General features: G+C 40.1%; 23 protein-coding genes. 21 read left to right on the top strand and 2 right to left on the bottom strand.

Annotated features, from left to right (window positions below):
- Positions 1 to 64 precede the first annotated feature (64 nt).
- The 14 genes from AX663_RS06600 (at position 65) to AX663_RS06535 (ending at position 8,786) form a co-directional block, all read left to right on the top strand.
- On the top strand, positions 65 to 427 hold the full coding sequence (locus AX663_RS06600) for a DUF1033 family protein (RefSeq protein WP_002887019.1): 363 nt from the start codon (positions 65 to 67) through the stop codon (positions 425 to 427).
- A gap of 81 nt (positions 428 to 508) precedes the next feature.
- Entirely contained in the window at positions 509 to 1,450 is a 942-nt protein-coding gene (gene comGA, locus AX663_RS06595) for a competence type IV pilus ATPase ComGA (protein WP_002885658.1), read from the top strand.
- On the top strand, positions 1,332 to 2,432 hold the full coding sequence (gene comGB / locus AX663_RS06590) for a competence type IV pilus assembly protein ComGB (RefSeq protein WP_156247047.1): 1,101 nt from the start codon (positions 1,332 to 1,334) through the stop codon (positions 2,430 to 2,432). The genes comGA and comGB overlap by 119 nt, the downstream gene beginning before the upstream one ends.
- Complete coding sequence (comGC, locus tag AX663_RS06585; protein ID WP_002885815.1) at positions 2,429 to 2,755, top strand: competence type IV pilus major pilin ComGC; 327 nt, start codon at positions 2,429 to 2,431, stop codon at positions 2,753 to 2,755. Before comGB ends, comGC begins: the two co-directional genes overlap by 4 nt.
- Positions 2,715 to 3,143, top strand: coding sequence for a competence type IV pilus minor pilin ComGD (comGD, locus tag AX663_RS06580; protein WP_253183867.1), 429 nt, complete (start codon positions 2,715 to 2,717; stop codon positions 3,141 to 3,143). Before comGC ends, comGD begins: the two co-directional genes overlap by 41 nt.
- 31 nt (positions 3,144 to 3,174) lie before the next feature.
- Entirely contained in the window at positions 3,175 to 3,405 is a 231-nt protein-coding gene (comGE, locus tag AX663_RS06575) for a competence type IV pilus minor pilin ComGE (RefSeq protein WP_051412000.1), read from the top strand.
- Complete coding sequence (gene comGF / locus AX663_RS06570) at positions 3,392 to 3,829, top strand: competence type IV pilus minor pilin ComGF (RefSeq protein ID WP_037600123.1); 438 nt, start codon at positions 3,392 to 3,394, stop codon at positions 3,827 to 3,829. Before comGE ends, comGF begins: the two co-directional genes overlap by 14 nt.
- Entirely contained in the window at positions 3,807 to 4,124 is a 318-nt protein-coding gene (comGG, locus tag AX663_RS06565) for a competence type IV pilus minor pilin ComGG (protein ID WP_060973072.1), read from the top strand. Before comGF ends, comGG begins: the two co-directional genes overlap by 23 nt.
- A 44-nt stretch (positions 4,125 to 4,168) precedes the next feature.
- The gene (locus AX663_RS06560) at positions 4,169 to 5,125 is read left to right on the top strand and encodes a class I SAM-dependent methyltransferase (protein WP_060973071.1); all 957 of its coding nucleotides are present in this window, start codon (positions 4,169 to 4,171) and stop codon (positions 5,123 to 5,125) included.
- 56 nt (positions 5,126 to 5,181) lie between these two features.
- The gene (locus AX663_RS06555) at positions 5,182 to 6,375 is read left to right on the top strand and encodes an acetate kinase (RefSeq protein ID WP_003095894.1); all 1,194 of its coding nucleotides are present in this window, start codon (positions 5,182 to 5,184) and stop codon (positions 6,373 to 6,375) included.
- A 250-nt stretch (positions 6,376 to 6,625) separates the two neighbouring features.
- Positions 6,626 to 6,823, top strand: coding sequence for a helix-turn-helix transcriptional regulator (locus AX663_RS06550; RefSeq protein ID WP_013991261.1), 198 nt, complete (start codon positions 6,626 to 6,628; stop codon positions 6,821 to 6,823).
- An 11-nt stretch (positions 6,824 to 6,834) separates the two neighbouring features.
- Positions 6,835 to 7,491 (top strand): CPBP family intramembrane glutamic endopeptidase, encoded by a 657-nt coding sequence (locus tag AX663_RS06545; RefSeq protein ID WP_060973070.1) that lies wholly within the window; start codon positions 6,835 to 6,837, stop codon positions 7,489 to 7,491.
- Positions 7,492 to 7,564: 73 nt separating this feature from the next.
- On the top strand, positions 7,565 to 8,011 hold the full coding sequence (locus AX663_RS06540) for a hypothetical protein (RefSeq protein WP_060973069.1): 447 nt from the start codon (positions 7,565 to 7,567) through the stop codon (positions 8,009 to 8,011).
- 112 nt (positions 8,012 to 8,123) lie between these two features.
- Positions 8,124 to 8,786 (top strand): CPBP family intramembrane glutamic endopeptidase, encoded by a 663-nt coding sequence (locus AX663_RS06535; RefSeq protein ID WP_060973068.1) that lies wholly within the window; start codon positions 8,124 to 8,126, stop codon positions 8,784 to 8,786.
- Positions 8,787 to 8,812: 26 nt separating this feature from the next.
- On the opposite strand, the gene proC is transcribed toward AX663_RS06535, so the two are convergent.
- Positions 8,813 to 9,583 carry a pyrroline-5-carboxylate reductase gene (proC, locus tag AX663_RS06530; protein ID WP_002892025.1) on the bottom strand — a complete coding sequence of 257 codons (771 nt, stop codon included), beginning with the start codon at positions 9,581 to 9,583 and terminating at the stop codon, positions 8,813 to 8,815.
- A gap of 15 nt (positions 9,584 to 9,598) precedes the next feature.
- Complete coding sequence (pepA, locus tag AX663_RS06525; RefSeq protein ID WP_060973067.1) at positions 9,599 to 10,666, bottom strand: glutamyl aminopeptidase; 1,068 nt, start codon at positions 10,664 to 10,666, stop codon at positions 9,599 to 9,601.
- A gap of 99 nt (positions 10,667 to 10,765) precedes the next feature.
- Here pepA and AX663_RS06520 point away from each other — a divergent pair, with 99 nt between their 5' ends.
- The 7 genes from AX663_RS06520 to AX663_RS06490 all read left to right on the top strand — a co-directional run bounded on the left by AX663_RS06520 (position 10,766) and on the right by AX663_RS06490 (position 14,577).
- The gene (locus AX663_RS06520) at positions 10,766 to 11,050 is read left to right on the top strand and encodes a DUF4651 domain-containing protein (RefSeq protein ID WP_060973111.1); all 285 of its coding nucleotides are present in this window, start codon (positions 10,766 to 10,768) and stop codon (positions 11,048 to 11,050) included.
- Positions 11,047 to 11,361, top strand: a complete 315-nt coding sequence (locus AX663_RS06515; RefSeq protein ID WP_060973066.1) for a thioredoxin family protein — start codon at positions 11,047 to 11,049, stop codon at positions 11,359 to 11,361. The genes AX663_RS06520 and AX663_RS06515 overlap by 4 nt, the downstream gene beginning before the upstream one ends.
- Before the next feature lie 3 nt (positions 11,362 to 11,364).
- Positions 11,365 to 11,889 (top strand): hypothetical protein, encoded by a 525-nt coding sequence (locus tag AX663_RS06510; protein WP_060973065.1) that lies wholly within the window; start codon positions 11,365 to 11,367, stop codon positions 11,887 to 11,889.
- Positions 11,890 to 11,921: 32 nt separating this feature from the next.
- A complete protein-coding gene (ytpR, locus tag AX663_RS06505; protein ID WP_037598520.1) occupies positions 11,922 to 12,545 on the top strand; it encodes a YtpR family tRNA-binding protein in 624 nt (207 codons plus the stop codon).
- A gap of 137 nt (positions 12,546 to 12,682) precedes the next feature.
- Positions 12,683 to 13,714 carry a YeeE/YedE family protein gene (locus AX663_RS06500; protein ID WP_060973064.1) on the top strand — a complete coding sequence of 344 codons (1,032 nt, stop codon included), beginning with the start codon at positions 12,683 to 12,685 and terminating at the stop codon, positions 13,712 to 13,714.
- 14 nt (positions 13,715 to 13,728) lie between these two features.
- Positions 13,729 to 13,956, top strand: a complete 228-nt coding sequence (locus AX663_RS06495) for a sulfurtransferase TusA family protein (protein ID WP_060973063.1) — start codon at positions 13,729 to 13,731, stop codon at positions 13,954 to 13,956.
- Between the two features lie 228 nt (positions 13,957 to 14,184).
- Entirely contained in the window at positions 14,185 to 14,577 is a 393-nt protein-coding gene (locus AX663_RS06490; RefSeq protein WP_002885697.1) for a single-stranded DNA-binding protein, read from the top strand.
- Positions 14,578 to 14,678 lie beyond the last annotated feature (101 nt).

Below are 14,678 nucleotides of genomic sequence, written 5' to 3'. Positions count from 1 at the left end.
TTTTTTTATCTTTTCCAGAAAATTTTGTATAATAGGAACACCAAAGATGAAGTGAGAAAGAAAAATGTACCAAGTAGTTGAAATGAAAGGGGATTTGGAACCGTGGTGGTTCTTAGAAGGCTGGCAAGAAGATATCATCAGTACTAAGGAATTTGAAAATTTTTATGATGCCCTCAAGTACTATAAAAAACTTTGGTTTGCCATGGAAGAAACCTTACCAAGTTATATCAGCCGTAGTAGTGTCATGACTGCTTTTTGGGACCAAGAGGATAAACACTGGTGTGAGGAGTGTGACGAATACCTGCAGGTCTATCAATCGATTGCTCTTTTGGATGATTGGCAGGAAATTCCTGAGGAAAAATACCGTCCGGGATATGAAAAGCGAAATGACCTTCCAAATCATGCCCACTGTAAAATTAAACGTTAAACAATGCACAAGCTCGAATTTTTTTCGGGCTTCTTTTCATTTTCTTAAACTTTTTACGAATAGGTCTATGAGGAGGTCCTTATGGTAACAGAATTTGCTAAGGAAATGATCAAAAATGCTGATAGTTGTGGGGCTCAAGACATCTATGTCATTCCACGTCAGGATAATTACGAGCTCTATATGCGAGTTGGCCAGGAGAGGAGATTAATTGATGTATATCGGCCTGATTTCATGGCTAGTCTTATTGGTCACTTTAAATTTGTGGCAGGAATGATGGTGGGTGAGAAGCGTAGGAGTCAACTAGGTTCCTGTGACTATGATTGTGGTGATGGTCAAAGGGTTTCTCTGCGTTTATCAACCGTTGGGGATTATCGTGGCTTAGAAAGTTTAGTTATTCGTGTTCTACATTCCGAACGTCGAGAATTGGTGTATTGGAATCAAGGAATCCAGCCGATTATGGATGCTTTGGATTATCGTGGCTTGTATCTCTTTGCAGGTCCCGTAGGTTCTGGAAAGACTACGCTTATGCATGAATTGGTTCAGGAGCGTTTTAAGGGACAGCAGGTGATTTCGATTGAAGATCCTGTGGAAATTAAACAGGATAATGTCTTGCAACTCCAGGTAAATCAGGCAATTGACATGACCTATGATAATTTGATTAAGCTATCACTACGTCACCGCCCGGATGTTTTGATTATTGGAGAAATTCGAGATAAGGAGACTGCTCGAGCGGTTATTAGAGCTAGTCTGACAGGAGTGACTGTTCTTTCAACTATTCACGCAAAGAGTGTGGCAGGTGTTTATGAGCGTCTTCTGGACCTCGGTGTAGATAAGTCTGAGTTGGATAATGCTCTTCAAGGGATTGCCTATATGCGTTTGATTAAGGGAGGAGGTGTGATTGATTTTGCCAGTGAAAATTTCCAAAGCCATTCGTCAACCAGCTGGAACCAACAGTTGGAAGGCTTGGTTCAACAAGGATATCTCACTGAAGGGGATATCCAAGGGGAAAAAATTAAAGATTAATCAGCAAGTCAAGGTTATCCAGCTTTTCAAACAACTTCTAAAAGCAGGGTTTACTTTAACTGAAATCGTAGCCTTTTTGGAGCGAAGTCACTTGTTGAAAGAATCGTCATTATCTCTTATGAAAGCAAGCTTAATGCGAGGCGACAGGCTAGACCAGATGTTTGCGTCAGTGGGTTTTTCGGACAATATTGTTACTCAGATTGCCCTTGCTGATAAGCACGGTAATCTTCTAGGGAGTTTAACCAAGATTGAAACCTACATGCTTCGCATGACCAAGGTTCGCAAGAAACTCATGGAGGTAGCGACCTACCCTATCCTACTCCTGGGTTTCCTGATTCTGATTATGTTAGGACTTAAAAATTATCTTTTACCTCAACTGTTAGAGGGTGATGGTAAGGATAATTGGGCTGTACAGTTGGTTCAAATCTTTCCCCAGCTCTTCTTTGTGAGTTTGTGTGGACTTCTTGTATTAAGCTTAATTCTTTATCTATGGGTCAAACACCAGCCAGCCCTTGTCTTTTACCGACGAATGGCAAAAATCCCTTTTATAGGGCAAACTGTCAGGCTATATACGACTGCCTATTATGCTAGGGAATGGGGAAATCTCTTAGGACAAGGCATTGACCTGTTAGATTTGGTTTCTCTTATGCAAGAGCAAAAGTCCAAGCTCTTTCGTGAGCTGGGGGCTGATTTAGAAGAGGCCTTAATGCTAGGACAGAGTTTTCCTGACCGTATTGCTACTCACCCTTTTTTCACTAAGGAACTATCCTTGATTATTGCTTATGGAGAGGCTAATGCTAGGTTGGGCTATGAGTTAGAAGTCTATGCTGAAGAGGTTTGGCAGGCTTTCTTTAACCGTCTTAATAAGGCAACAACCTTTGTGCAACCCCTCATTTTTATTATTGTTGCTGTCGTGATTGTAATGATCTATGCAGCCATGCTATTACCAATGTATCAAAATATGGAAGGAATGATGTCATGAAAATGATGTTAAAAAAATTGAATGCCGTTAAACTACGAGCTTTTACGCTAATTGAAATGCTAGTCGTGCTTCTCATTATCAGTATTCTCCTCTTGCTTTTTGTTCCTAACTTGAGTAAGCAGAAGGATTCTGTTAAAGAGACTGGAAATGCGGCTGTGGTCAAGGTCGTGGATTCTCAAGCAGAACTTTATGAAATGAAGAATAACAAGACAGCTAGCTTAGCAGCTCTTGTTTCAGAAGGTCAAATCACGCAAAAACAGGCAGATTCATACAATGATTACTATGCGAAACATGGTGGCGAAAGCCGCTCAGTGGCCAATTAGAGCCTTCACCTTGTTGGAGAGTCTGGTGACACTAGCAGTGGTTGCCTTTCTCACTCTGAGTTTGTCAGGCTCAGTGACAGGTATTTTTCAACAGGTTGAAACTAACCTTTTTTATCTGCGCTTTGAGTACCTATACCGAGATAGTCAGCGCTTGGCAGCGGCGGAAGGGGCCAATGTTGAATTGCAGTTGACCAAGGATAAAATCAGTAACGGAAAATCCAGTCTGGTGATTCCTAAAAGTATTCATCTTGATAAGGGGCAGACGCTAATGTTTGATGCCAAAGGAGGCAACTCTAGCCTCACGAAAATTCGTTTTTCAAGTGATAAGGAGGTGGTGACCTATCAGCTTAACATGGGCAGCGGTAAATATAAAAAGACGGTCTCTTAGAGGCTATATTCTTATCGAAAGCCTGGTAGCAATGGCTGTCTTAGTGCTTGTCAGTGGTCTTATATTAGATCAAATCAATACCAATCGTAGGTTAATGGCTAGGAATCTCCACCAACAGGAGGTTTTGAGTGTGGCAACCATGGCAGTTCAGACCAAACAGGATCAGTTGACCTTAAATGGTATCACAGTGACAGTAAAACGTAGCAAGCAAGGTATCGCGGTTTATGAATCAGGAAAGGAGATTATTCATGTCTCTAAATAGTAAGGTCCGCGCCTTTACCCTCTTGGAATGTCTAGTAGCCTTGTTGGTGATTGCTGGTTCAATTCAAGTTTATCAAGGTCTGACCACAGTATTGGTGAGCAATGTTAAGCAGGTCAAGCAACAAGAAAACCAAGACTGGCTTCTATTTGTTCAACAAATGGAGGCAGAGTTAGAAGGTTGTCAGTTTGTAAAGGTAGAAGGGAACAAACTCTATGTTAAGCAGGATAATCAAGACCTGGCTTTTGGACTTTCAAGTGCTACTGATTTTCGAAAAACAAATGCTGACGGTCGAGGCTACCAACCAATGCTTTTCAATGTAAAATCTAGTACGATTAGTCAAAATAACCAGATAGTCACTATCCAAGTGACTCTTAAAAATGGGCTACAAAGGAGTTTTGTTTATGCTTTTGAAAAAACAGGTTAGGGGAGGCGTTCTCCTCTACGCTCTTTTTATGGCTGGCATTTTCACACTTCTTCTTCATGTTTATCTGGAGCGGGTGGTTGCTAGCTCTAGACAAAACCAAGCGCAAATGACTTCCAGTCAAAGTCATCTCATGGCAGAAATGACCATGGACTTGGCGGACAAGGAAGCTGGTGCTTTTAGTTTTTCTCAGGGAACTACGACTTATGAGGTTAAGGACAAACAAGTGATTGTTAGAGTTGCCAGTAAAGGCCAAATCAAGACCTATCGTTATATGAAGAAACAGGAGCAGAAATAGAAATTCTCTTCCCTTTTTGATATGATAGAAGGACGGAGGAAATCATGAATTTTGAAGCAATTGAGACAGCTTTTGAGCTGTTGTTAGAAAATGTCCAAACCATTGAAAATGATCTTGGAACCCATGCTTACGATGCACTTATTGAGCAAAATTCCTATTATTTGGGGGCTGAGGTAGCTAATGAAGTCATCATCAAAAACAACGAGAATTTACGTGCTCTTGATCTAAGTAAAGAGGAGTGGCGTCGTGCTTTTCAGTTCTTGTTTATCAAACTAGGGCAATTGGAAGCTTTACAAGCCAATCACCAATTTACACCAGATGCTATTGGATTTATCATTCTTTACCTACTCGAAGGTTTGACCAAGGACGACCAATTAGATATTTTGGAGATTGGTTCAGGGACAGGAAACTTGGCTGAAACTCTTCTAAATAATAGTCAGAAAACCCTTAATTATATGGGAATGGAAGTTGACGATCTCCTTATCGATTTGTCAGCTAGTATTGCTGATGTGGTGAATTCAAGTGCAGTTTACATTCAAGAAGATGCTGTTCGACCACACATTCTCAAAGAGAGTGATGTTATTATCAGTGACCTACCTGTTGGGTATTACCCAAATGATGAGATTGCGAGTCGTTTCAAGGTTGCAGCAACTGGTGAACACACCTATGCCCATCACCTTCTCATGGAGCAATCACTCAAGTACCTGAAGAAAGATGGTATTGCTATTCTTTTGGCACCAACTAATCTTTTGACAAGCCCACAAAGTGACTTGCTTAAGAAATGGCTATCAGGATATGCTGATATTATTGCCGTTATCACTCTTCCAGAAGCAGCTTTTGGCAATAAACATAATATGAAGTCTATCTTCGTACTTAAAAAACAAACTGAAAATGCTCCAGAGACCTTCGTTTATCCACTTAGCGATTTGCAAAACCCAGAGATCCTCAAGGATTTCACAGATAATTTTCAAAAATGGAAATCAGATAATTCCATTTTCTAGCAAAACATGTTAGAATAGGACTATATTATTGAAAGCGTTTTACAAAGAGGTGGCTTATGACAAAAACAATAGCAATTAATGCAGGAAGCTCAAGCTTGAAATGGCAACTATATGAGATGCCAGATGAAGTTGTTCTTGCTAAGGGGTTGATTGAACGTATCGGCTTGAAAGATTCTGTTTCAACAGTAAAATTTGATGACCGTTCAGAATCGCAAACCCTAGATATTGCTGACCATGTTCAGGCAGTAAAAATCTTGCTTGATGATTTGATTCGTTTTGATATTATCAAGAGTTATGATGAAATTACAGGTGTTGGTCACCGTGTGGTTGCTGGTGGAGAATATTTCAAAGAATCAAGCTTGGTGGATGAAGATGCCTTGGCTAAGATTGAAGAATTGTCAGCCTTAGCACCTTTGCACAATCCAGGTGCAGCTTCAGGGATTAGGGCCTTTAAGGAGCTCCTCCCAGATATTACGAGTGTTGCTGTTTTTGATACAGCCTTCCATACGTCTATGCCGGAAGTGGCCTACCGTTATCCAGTGCCTAATCGTTACTATACAGACTACCAAGTCCGTAAGTATGGAGCACACGGAACTAGCCACCAATATGTTTCTCAAGAAGCAGCTAAGTTGTTAGGTAAGCCAATTGAAGAAACTAAGATTATCACAGCCCATGTGGGAAATGGTGTTTCAATTACTGCCGTTGATGGTGGTAAATCAGTAGACACGTCAATGGGGTTGACACCACTTGGTGGCGTTATGATGGGAACACGTACTGGGGATCTTGACCCTGCGATTATTCCATTTGTTATCGACCGTGAGCCTGAAATGGCAGATGCTGAGCGTATCCGTCACGTCTTTAATAAGGAATCGGGTCTCCTTGGTATTTCTGAAAAATCAAGTGATATGCGTGATATCATTGCTGGTAAGAATGCTGGCGATGAAAAATGTGTGTTAGCCTATAATCTTTATGTGGATCGTTTGCGTAAATATATTGCACAATACTTCGGTGTGTTGAACGGAGCGGATGCTATCGTCTTTACAGCAGGTATTGGTGAAAACTCTGCAGAAGTTCGTGCTTCAGTATTGGATGGTCTCACTTGGTTTGGTATTGAAGTGGATCCTGAAAAGAATGTCTTTGGACATGTAGGCGACATTACAACAGCAGAGTCAGCTGTTAAAGTATTTGTTATCCCAACAGATGAAGAGTTGGTGATTGCGCGTGATGTTGAGCGCCTTAAAACTAAATAAGTTATCAAAAATTTGATAAGACCAGAAAAGTTGGCTGAGTGATTGGCCAGCTTTTTTGAATGCTCTGACAGAATCATTCGACTATTTCTATTTATGTGTAATTCTATAAGTAAAGAAAACTTTACAAAAAATGTAAAAGAGGCTTTACAAAATATGTAAAGTAGACTATACTATAAATGTAAAGTTAACTTAACAAAGAAAAGCAAGGAGTTTAACCATTTGAGAATAAACGATAAAGTTGAGGTACCACATGGAAACAAAAATTCAGGAACTTCGTAAGGCTAATAAGATTAGTCAGGCAGACTTAGCAGATGAGATGGGGGTCACGAGACAGACCATCATTTCACTCGAAAAAGGTCGCTATAATGCGTCGTTGGAACTAGCTTTTAAAATTGCTAGGTATTTTGGAAAGACTATTGAAGAAGTCTTTATTTTTGAGGAAGATTAAGGAGAAAAGATATGTTTAAACAGGTAATGAAGAAAATTGGTGTTATTGTTTTAGCGCTCACTCTACTAATCTTAGATTTAACACTATTAGGTGCTTTCCCGCTACTTACTCAGGATGGTAAGTTTTCACTTGTGGAGCAAATAGGTTACGGTATTTGGGCATTAGGGAGTTTGGCTATTTTTATCGTGATTGCTTATAGATTTAAACTCTTATCGCTTAAAGAGATTAATTGGAGACGTCTCGTTGCGATTGCTTCTCTTAATCTCGTCATCTTTTTCCTAGGTGATCTTCTAGGGTATTTTGTTGGTCAGTTAACACACAATGCGACTATGGAAAATCAAGATGCTTTAAATAAGATATTTATTCAAGTACCATTCTATCTTCACCTAGTAGTCGTCGGTTTTATTATTCCGATTATGGAAGAAATCATTTTTAGGGGACTCTTAGCCAAGGTGCTCTTTGGAAAATACTTTAAGACGGGTCTTGTTATTTCCAGTCTTCTCTTTATGGCTGGTCACTCAGCATTTACGCTTCAGACAATTGTCATCTATGGTGTTATGTCAGCTGGTCTTGCGATAACATATTATAAGACTAAGCGTATCGAGTACAGTATGGGTGTTCATATCTTAAACAATAGCATAAGTGTACTACTCAGTCTTTTCGTTTAAGGTGAATGATTAAAGTTATCATTGAAAAAATGTATATTGCTCTTTTAAAGGATAATGAAGGGAGAATTAGGATATGTTAATAAAAATGTTATTAGGAAAGAGAAAAACAGAGGATGAGTTTAAGAAATACATTACACGAGTAGCATGTTCTCTTTTTTGCTTGGGTGTTTTGGGATTGTTTGTTGTTCGCTCTAACAGTCTTAGTGATTATGCTCTAGGCTTAGTTTTGGGACTTACCCTTGGGGTTTATGCCTTGTCAATCTATTATTTTGCGACACTTACCCATCCTAAACGTCTTCATCGGATGTATATTGCTGCCTATGATGAGCGAAATAAACAGATTTTAATGGCGACAGCAGTTGCAACTCTGATTTTAGAGTTTTTGCTTATCTTTGCTTTGATTGCCCTATATGCCTTTGTCAATATTCAGTTGCCCTATGTTACAGTCTTATCAGTCTTGCTCTATGGCTTAGTATTGGGATTTGCTCTTATTCGTCTCATCCTATCTAAAATAGGATAAGAGCCTATATTTTCTTGAAAACTTCACCTCTCTTTCTCTTATTGTCTTGTTAATTGAGTTATATTGTATTATAATAGAGATACAAATAAACGATGAAAAGAGGTAGATTTTCATGAACAAAGAGTCAATTCTCAAACGCTTTCTTTATTTTTTACTCGCTTTCCTAATACTAATTATTGATCAAGTTCCAACCATCTATTTAGGTGTCAAAGATACAAGGTTAGTCTGTCTCTTAATTTTTGTCTTGCTTCTCATGAGCGCAGGAGCTCTTTTCTTAGGAAAACGTCTTGGGCTTTTCGAAGGCTTTAAGGCCCTTTCTTCCCTGAAGGCCTGGGGGATGATTGGCTTGACCTACCTAGGTATTTATATCGTTACTAGGATTGGTTCTATGGTCATGATGATGGAAGGTGTTAGTAATAGCACCAATCAGGCAGCCATAGAAAATGCCCATATGAATCCCTTCCTTCTCATAACGTTGACAGTAATTATGGCACCGATTGTGGAAGAGTTGGTTTTTCGAGGGATCCTCATGGGACGTGTCTTTAATCCAGATTCTATTGTTGGCTTGATTTTGAGTAGCTTACTCTTTGGCCTTGCTCATATGCCTAATAGCATCGGTGTTTGGATTGTATATGCAGGTATGGGGTTTGTCCTTGGGATAGCATATCGTAAGTGTCAAAAGTTAGAGTACTGTATCATGGCTCATATGATTAACAATAGTATTGCGGTTTCAATGATGTTACTCCTACAATTGTTAGCACCATATATCAAATAAAGCTCGGAAGATTCCGAGCTTTTTTCTTATAGTTTTTTAGCTTTAGCAATGGTTGTATCAATACTTGAAACCACACTATGGGTGAGACCTGTACGCTCAAGGTCCATGAGACCGGCGATAGTGGTTCCACCAGGGCTACACACCTTGTCAATAAGATTATGTGGACTGTCGCTACCAAGACTGAGATTTTCAGCAGTAGCTAGAACTGTCTGTGTGGCAATGGTCAGAGCAACTTGCTTACTTAGGCCATTTTTGACGCCAGCCTTGGCTAGAGCCTCTATAAAGAGGGCGATGTAGGCCGGACTAGAGCCAGCTAGAGCAGTAAAGGTATCAAAGTCCTTCTCAGCCAATTCAACAGTAGTTCCAAAACTATCTGTGATTTCCTTGGCAACTGCCAAAAGGTCCTCAGATACTTTATCGTTGGTGCAAAGACCAGTAGTGCTCTTGAGAATCTGAGCGTTAAGGTTAGGCATGATACGAATGAGAGGAAGGTCTGGACTGGTGAGTGAAGCGAGGCGTTCCAAGGTTACTCCAGCAGCCATACTCATGATAGGTTGATGGAAATTGAGGCCAGTTAGTACCTTATCAAACATTTGAGGTTTGATACCGAGGATGACCAGGTCAGCATTATCCAACAATTCTTGATGGGAAGCAGCAGCCTCAACCTCTAGTTCCTCTGCAATTTGGCGTGAACGAGCTAAGGAAGACCCTGAAATAATGATACGATGTGAGCTTGTATTTAGGCCGTTGATAATGGCTGTCGCCATCTTTCCAACGCCAATAAAACCAATAATCATGGGTTACTCCTTGTCTTAGTAGTTTTTAATCAAATCTACTGTTGAACGATCCAACTTCTTAACAATCGCTTGTAAGAAGGCTTGTGCCTCTAGGAAGTCATCCATCGCATAAAGGGTTTGGTGCGAGTGAATGTAACGGGCACAAACACCGATAGTTGTTGATGGGACACCAGCATTCTGCAAGTGAGCGGCACCAGCATCTGTTCCGCCCGCAGCACAGTAGTATTGATATTTGATACCAGCTTCTTCAGCTGTAGTCAAAAGGAAATCTTTCATATTTGGCAACATGATGTGACCTGGATCGAAGAAACGAATAAGGGTACCATCACCTACCTTACCTTGATTACCATAGATATCACCTGCAGGAGAACAGTCCACGGCAAAGAAAACTTCAGGATCAAATTTAGTGGTAGAAACATGGGCACCACGTAAACCAACTTCTTCTTGAACGTTGGCACCAGCAATTAGAGTATTATTGAGTTCTTGCTCTTTAACGTTTTCCAAGAGTTCACGAATCATGAGAACACCATAACGGTTGTCCCAAGCTTTAGAAATCACATTTTTTTGATTGGCTGTGAGAATCGTTTCTGATTCAGGAATGATGACATCACCAGGGAAAACACCGTAGGCATTAGCCTCTTCTTGGTTGGCAAAACCAGCATCAAAGACGATATCAGAAACACTAGGAAGACTTGAAGCTCCGCCGCTGGCACGTAAGAAATGAGGTGGCACCGAACCTGAGATGACAGGATAGATACGGCCATCACGAGTGTGTAGGGTGAAGCGTTGAGAGCTGACAACCAGTGGGTTCCAACCACCAAGTTCGACGACACGGAAAGTCCCGTCTGCCTTGATTTCCTTAATCATAAACCCAACTTCGTCCATGTGGGCAGCCACGAGCACCTTAGGGGCATTTTCCGCCTGGCTATGTTTGATACCGAAAATACCACCGAGACCATCTGTTTGGACCTCATCTACGAGTGGTGTAATATTTTGGCGAAGGTAGTCGCGTACTGGCGCTTCAAATCCTGAAGTGGCACTGAGTTCAGTTACTTCTTTAATCTTGTCAAATAGGGTAGTCATAAAATCCTCCTTGAGTAGTACTTGCTACTATTTTAGCACGATTCTTAAGAGATAGGTAGCCTCTCCCCATTCATCTAAAATTATGGTAAAATGTTTCTTATGAAACGTAAAACATTGGCCTTGTTTGCTGGAGGCGTAGGAGCTTTAGGTCTCTTGGCAATGGCAGAGAAGTATAGACAGTCACGTGCAGAAATGAAGAAGGCTGCATTAATCCAAGATATTAGACAAGAATTATCACACCTAGGGACTATCGCAGTCCTCTATACGAATCCCACTGATAAGGAAAATTCAGGGCTTACAGGAGGTATCGTCTTAGAGGATGGACGTGCCTATAGCTTTGTTTATGCAGAGGATATCTTGACCTATGAGGAGGAGCGGGCATGATTATTCCTAAGAATCTTGAAGAACTGGCAAGCTATGTCGAAAGTGATCAAAAGGTGGTTTTCTTTTTCACTGCCGACTGGTGTCCAGACTGCCAGTTCATCTATCCCGTTATGCCTGAAATCGAAGCCCTCCATCCAGATATGACCTTTGTGAGTGTTAATCGTGATGATTATATGGCTTTGGCACAAACTTGGAATATTTTTGGTATCCCAAGTTTTGTTGTGACTAAGAAAGGCCAGGAATTGGGGCGCTTGGTCAATAAAGCTCGTAAAACCAAAGAAGAAATCAATGCCTTTTTGTCGGAGATTTAAAAGATGAAAATCAATCACTTTCCTAATATCTCTTTTGATATTTCAGAAACCAAAGAAAAGTATCTGACAGAAAAAAATGAGAGGATCATCGAAGAATTATGCCAAGTTTTAGTAGAGCATTCCAAAATTGAAAGTGATATCTTCCTAAAACACCAAGAAATAAACACCTACAAAAAGGAAAATAATCTTCCTACACATCAAACTATTCCTGGAGAAATGGAGTTATTTGATGAATTTAAAGTGAAGTTGACTCCTTTAGCTCAAAAACACTTGACTGATAACTGTTATAAAAGAGGTTTTTCAGCTTCTTTTGGTTCTCCAGGCACCTATGATTTTGTGTTAGAGCCCTGTCGAGTTAAGTTTATTATGAAGAGTAAGGCTAAGATGTTTCTCGAATTTTCCTATGGGAATGATTTTTGGTACCATAAACAATTTATCGTAAAATTAACAGAGAGTGACTGGAAAATTGACAAGATTAGTTATCGCTATGGTAGTAACGACGATTCTTGGCATATCAGTCGATTTTAAAATCTAGAAAAAGAATTATTGAAGGAGAATCCATGATTTTTGCATATAATAAAGAACAAGTTGGCGACGTTTTGTTGGTTATCTTGGAAGATACTAAAGACATCAAACGTAGCGTAGAACGTAAAGGTAAAGTGGCGCGTGTCACAGCTGATGAAACAGGCGAGACTCTTGCTTGGAATATTTTTGAAGCGTCAAGCCTCATTGATATCGAAGGTAACGGTCAAGTTTTCTTGTCAGACCAAGATGTAGCTGTCTTGAACGAGGAATTGGCTAAAGAAGGCTTTGAAGAGCGTTTGGAAAATACACAAGGTCCAGTTTTTGTGGTTGGACAAATTGATGAAATGGTTGCACATCCAGATAGTGACCACCTTAACATCTGCCAAGTGAACATCGGTGATAAGAAGGTCCAAATCGTTGCAGGAGCACCAAACGCAGCGCTTGGGCTTAAAACTATCGTAGCTCTTCCCGGTGCTATGATGCCTAGCGGTACCCTTATCTTCCCAGGAAAACTTCGTGGTGAAGATAGTTATGGTATGATGTGTGCCCCACGTGAGTTGGCACTTCCAAATGCCCCACAAAAACGTGGTATTATTGAACTTGATGATTCAGCAGTAGTCGGTGAGGCTTTTGATCCAGCCAAACACTGGAAAGGGTAAATAAGACAAGAAGCGGTAAGTAAGCCGCTTTTTTGTTTGTCATAAAGAAAGTTTATAGCTAATCATAAAAAAGAAAGATTATGCAAGTTATAATATTTTTCTTAAAATGTAATCAATATTTACTTTAGGAGGTAATTATGCTTACAACTGTTCTTTCTGGTGGGCTCATAGGTCTGATATTTGGATTCATTTTGCAACGAACTCGATTCTGCTTGACTGGTGGTTTCCGAGACATGTACATTGCACGTAATAATACATTATTTTACGCTTTTCTTATTGCAATCACAGTAGAAAGTATAGGAGTACTTTCCCTGATTAAATTAGGTATTATTGGAAACCCTTATGAAGAATTTTCCGTGTTGGGAGCAATTGTGGGCTCCTATCTATTTGGTATTGGAATTGTTCTTGCTGGGGGATGTGCCACAGGAACGTGGTATCGTGCCGGTGAAGGTCTCCTAGGTAGTTGGGTTGCACTATTCTTTTATATGACAAGTGCAGCAGCTATGAAATCAGGATTTCTTGTTCCTTTGAATCAATTAATAGCCAAGCGATGGGTAATTAATGATGATTTAGCTGGTCAATTAGGAATTCCGGTTTGGTATTTTCTTGTTTTCTTAGTAGCTATAACAAGTTTTGTTGTCATTCGAGAGTTACGTAAGCCCAGACGTCAGATTGCTTCGCTTCCATCAAAATATAAGGGAGTGAGACACTATCTTTTTGAGAAAACTTACCATAAATATTTTGCAGGACTTCTAATAGGTCTTGTTGCTTTTATTGCTTGGCCTGCTAGTCAGTTGACGGGTCGTGTTGGAGGGTTAGGGATTACAACTCCCTCAGCACATCTAATTAGTTATATTATTACAGGAGATAGTAAACAGCTTGGTTGGGGTGTTTTTCTTGTATTGGGGATTTTTCTTGGTTCCTTTCTTGCTGCAAAGGGTTCTCGAGAGTTTCGTTGGCGCTTGCCAGACTTGTCAACCATCGGTAAGAGCACACTAGGGGGTATTTTTATGGGAATCGGTGCTTCATGGGCTGGTGGCTGTACGATTGGTAATGGTTTAACAGCTACAGCAATTTTTTCCAGTAAGGGATGGATTGCTTTACCAGTGACTATATTAGGTGTTTGGACGGCTTCCTATATTATCTTTGTAAAACCCAACAAAAATTAAGAGGAGAATATCATATGGCTTTGATAAAACTTGAAACGGGTGGATTGGTATGTCCATTCCCATTGATTGATGCGAAGAAAAAAATGGTTGAATTAGCTACAGGTGATGAGTTGTTGATAGCTTTCGATTGTACGCAAGCAACGGAAAGTATACCAAACTGGGCTGCAGATAATGATTATCCTGTGACGCGCTTTGAACAAGTCGGCCCTGCTTCATGGGAAATTGTAGTTCAAAAACGTTGAGTCAGCTAAGCGAGTCGAGAAAATTTAAAGATCAATTGTTGTAATGAAAATATCTGAGAGAGCAGTATTACTAGAAAAGTAATAACCTTCTATTTACTAGGATTATTAGGACAATTTGGGTATGTAGACTGGAGTGTTAGTAAGGATACTCTCAAAGGAATCTGTAAAGCTATTTAAAATAATCTATTTTTTACTTCCTCTTACGAATAGATAGGTGGAGGTAAAAAAATGTATAACAAAGTAATTTTAATTGGACGTTTGACAGCTACTCCTGAAATGGTTAAGACTGCTAGCGATAGGTCTTTTACACGTGTCACAGTTGCGGTTAATCGTCGCTATAAGACGCAAAATGGTGAGCGTGAGGCTGACTTTATTACAGTGGTTGTCTGGGGGCGTTTGGCTGAGACCTTAGCCTCTTATGCTAGCAAGGGGAGTTTAATTTCTCTTGATGGTGAGCTTCGTACCCGTAAGTATGATAAGGATGGTCAAACCCATTACGTTACTGAAGTGCTTTGTTCCTCTTTCCAACTTCTGGAGAGTCGTGCTCAGCGTGCTGTTAGGGAAAATAATCCTGACAATGACTTGGCTGACCTCGTCTTGGAAGAAGAACTTCCCTTCTAGTTTATCCTTTGTCTAGCTATCTAGGTCTCCTATCTTTGAAGCCACCTATCCAAAAAATCATTATCTTGTTCCATACCTTGTTTTGAAGAATTGTCGGAGAT

Source organism: Streptococcus sp. CCH8-H5 (assembly GCF_001556505.1).
Taxonomy (GTDB): Bacteria; Bacillota; Bacilli; order Lactobacillales; family Streptococcaceae; genus Streptococcus.
This window is presented reverse-complemented; position numbering and strand designations above follow the sequence as displayed.

What these genes read in the sequence shown, in the direction of transcription:
- AX663_RS06535 (WP_060973068.1), top strand. Translation starts at nt 8,124, where the DNA reads ATGAACAAAGAGTCAATTCTCAAACGCTTTCTTTATTTTTTACTCGCT.
- comGA (WP_002885658.1), top strand. Translation starts at nt 509, where the DNA reads ATGGTAACAGAATTTGCTAAGGAAATGATCAAAAATGCTGATAGTTGT.
- AX663_RS06540 (WP_060973069.1), top strand. Translation starts at nt 7,565, where the DNA reads ATGTTAATAAAAATGTTATTAGGAAAGAGAAAAACAGAGGATGAGTTT.
- pepA (WP_060973067.1), bottom strand. Translation starts at nt 10,666, where the DNA reads ATGACTACCCTATTTGACAAGATTAAAGAAGTAACTGAACTCAGTGCC.
- comGF (WP_037600123.1), top strand. Translation starts at nt 3,392, where the DNA reads ATGTCTCTAAATAGTAAGGTCCGCGCCTTTACCCTCTTGGAATGTCTA.
- AX663_RS06515 (WP_060973066.1), top strand. Translation starts at nt 11,047, where the DNA reads ATGATTATTCCTAAGAATCTTGAAGAACTGGCAAGCTATGTCGAAAGT.
- proC (WP_002892025.1), bottom strand. Translation starts at nt 9,583, where the DNA reads ATGATTATTGGTTTTATTGGCGTTGGAAAGATGGCGACAGCCATTATC.
- AX663_RS06520 (WP_060973111.1), top strand. Translation starts at nt 10,766, where the DNA reads ATGAAACGTAAAACATTGGCCTTGTTTGCTGGAGGCGTAGGAGCTTTA.
- comGE (WP_051412000.1), top strand. Translation starts at nt 3,175, where the DNA reads ATGGCTGTCTTAGTGCTTGTCAGTGGTCTTATATTAGATCAAATCAAT.
- AX663_RS06600 (WP_002887019.1), top strand. Translation starts at nt 65, where the DNA reads ATGTACCAAGTAGTTGAAATGAAAGGGGATTTGGAACCGTGGTGGTTC.
- ytpR (WP_037598520.1), top strand. Translation starts at nt 11,922, where the DNA reads ATGATTTTTGCATATAATAAAGAACAAGTTGGCGACGTTTTGTTGGTT.
- comGD (WP_253183867.1), top strand. Translation starts at nt 2,715, where the DNA reads ATGCGAAACATGGTGGCGAAAGCCGCTCAGTGGCCAATTAGAGCCTTC.
- AX663_RS06495 (WP_060973063.1), top strand. Translation starts at nt 13,729, where the DNA reads ATGGCTTTGATAAAACTTGAAACGGGTGGATTGGTATGTCCATTCCCA.
- comGC (WP_002885815.1), top strand. Translation starts at nt 2,429, where the DNA reads ATGAAAATGATGTTAAAAAAATTGAATGCCGTTAAACTACGAGCTTTT.
- AX663_RS06560 (WP_060973071.1), top strand. Translation starts at nt 4,169, where the DNA reads ATGAATTTTGAAGCAATTGAGACAGCTTTTGAGCTGTTGTTAGAAAAT.
- comGG (WP_060973072.1), top strand. Translation starts at nt 3,807, where the DNA reads ATGCTTTTGAAAAAACAGGTTAGGGGAGGCGTTCTCCTCTACGCTCTT.
- AX663_RS06510 (WP_060973065.1), top strand. Translation starts at nt 11,365, where the DNA reads ATGAAAATCAATCACTTTCCTAATATCTCTTTTGATATTTCAGAAACC.
- AX663_RS06550 (WP_013991261.1), top strand. Translation starts at nt 6,626, where the DNA reads ATGGAAACAAAAATTCAGGAACTTCGTAAGGCTAATAAGATTAGTCAG.
- AX663_RS06555 (WP_003095894.1), top strand. Translation starts at nt 5,182, where the DNA reads ATGACAAAAACAATAGCAATTAATGCAGGAAGCTCAAGCTTGAAATGG.
- AX663_RS06500 (WP_060973064.1), top strand. Translation starts at nt 12,683, where the DNA reads ATGCTTACAACTGTTCTTTCTGGTGGGCTCATAGGTCTGATATTTGGA.
- AX663_RS06490 (WP_002885697.1), top strand. Translation starts at nt 14,185, where the DNA reads ATGTATAACAAAGTAATTTTAATTGGACGTTTGACAGCTACTCCTGAA.
- AX663_RS06545 (WP_060973070.1), top strand. Translation starts at nt 6,835, where the DNA reads ATGTTTAAACAGGTAATGAAGAAAATTGGTGTTATTGTTTTAGCGCTC.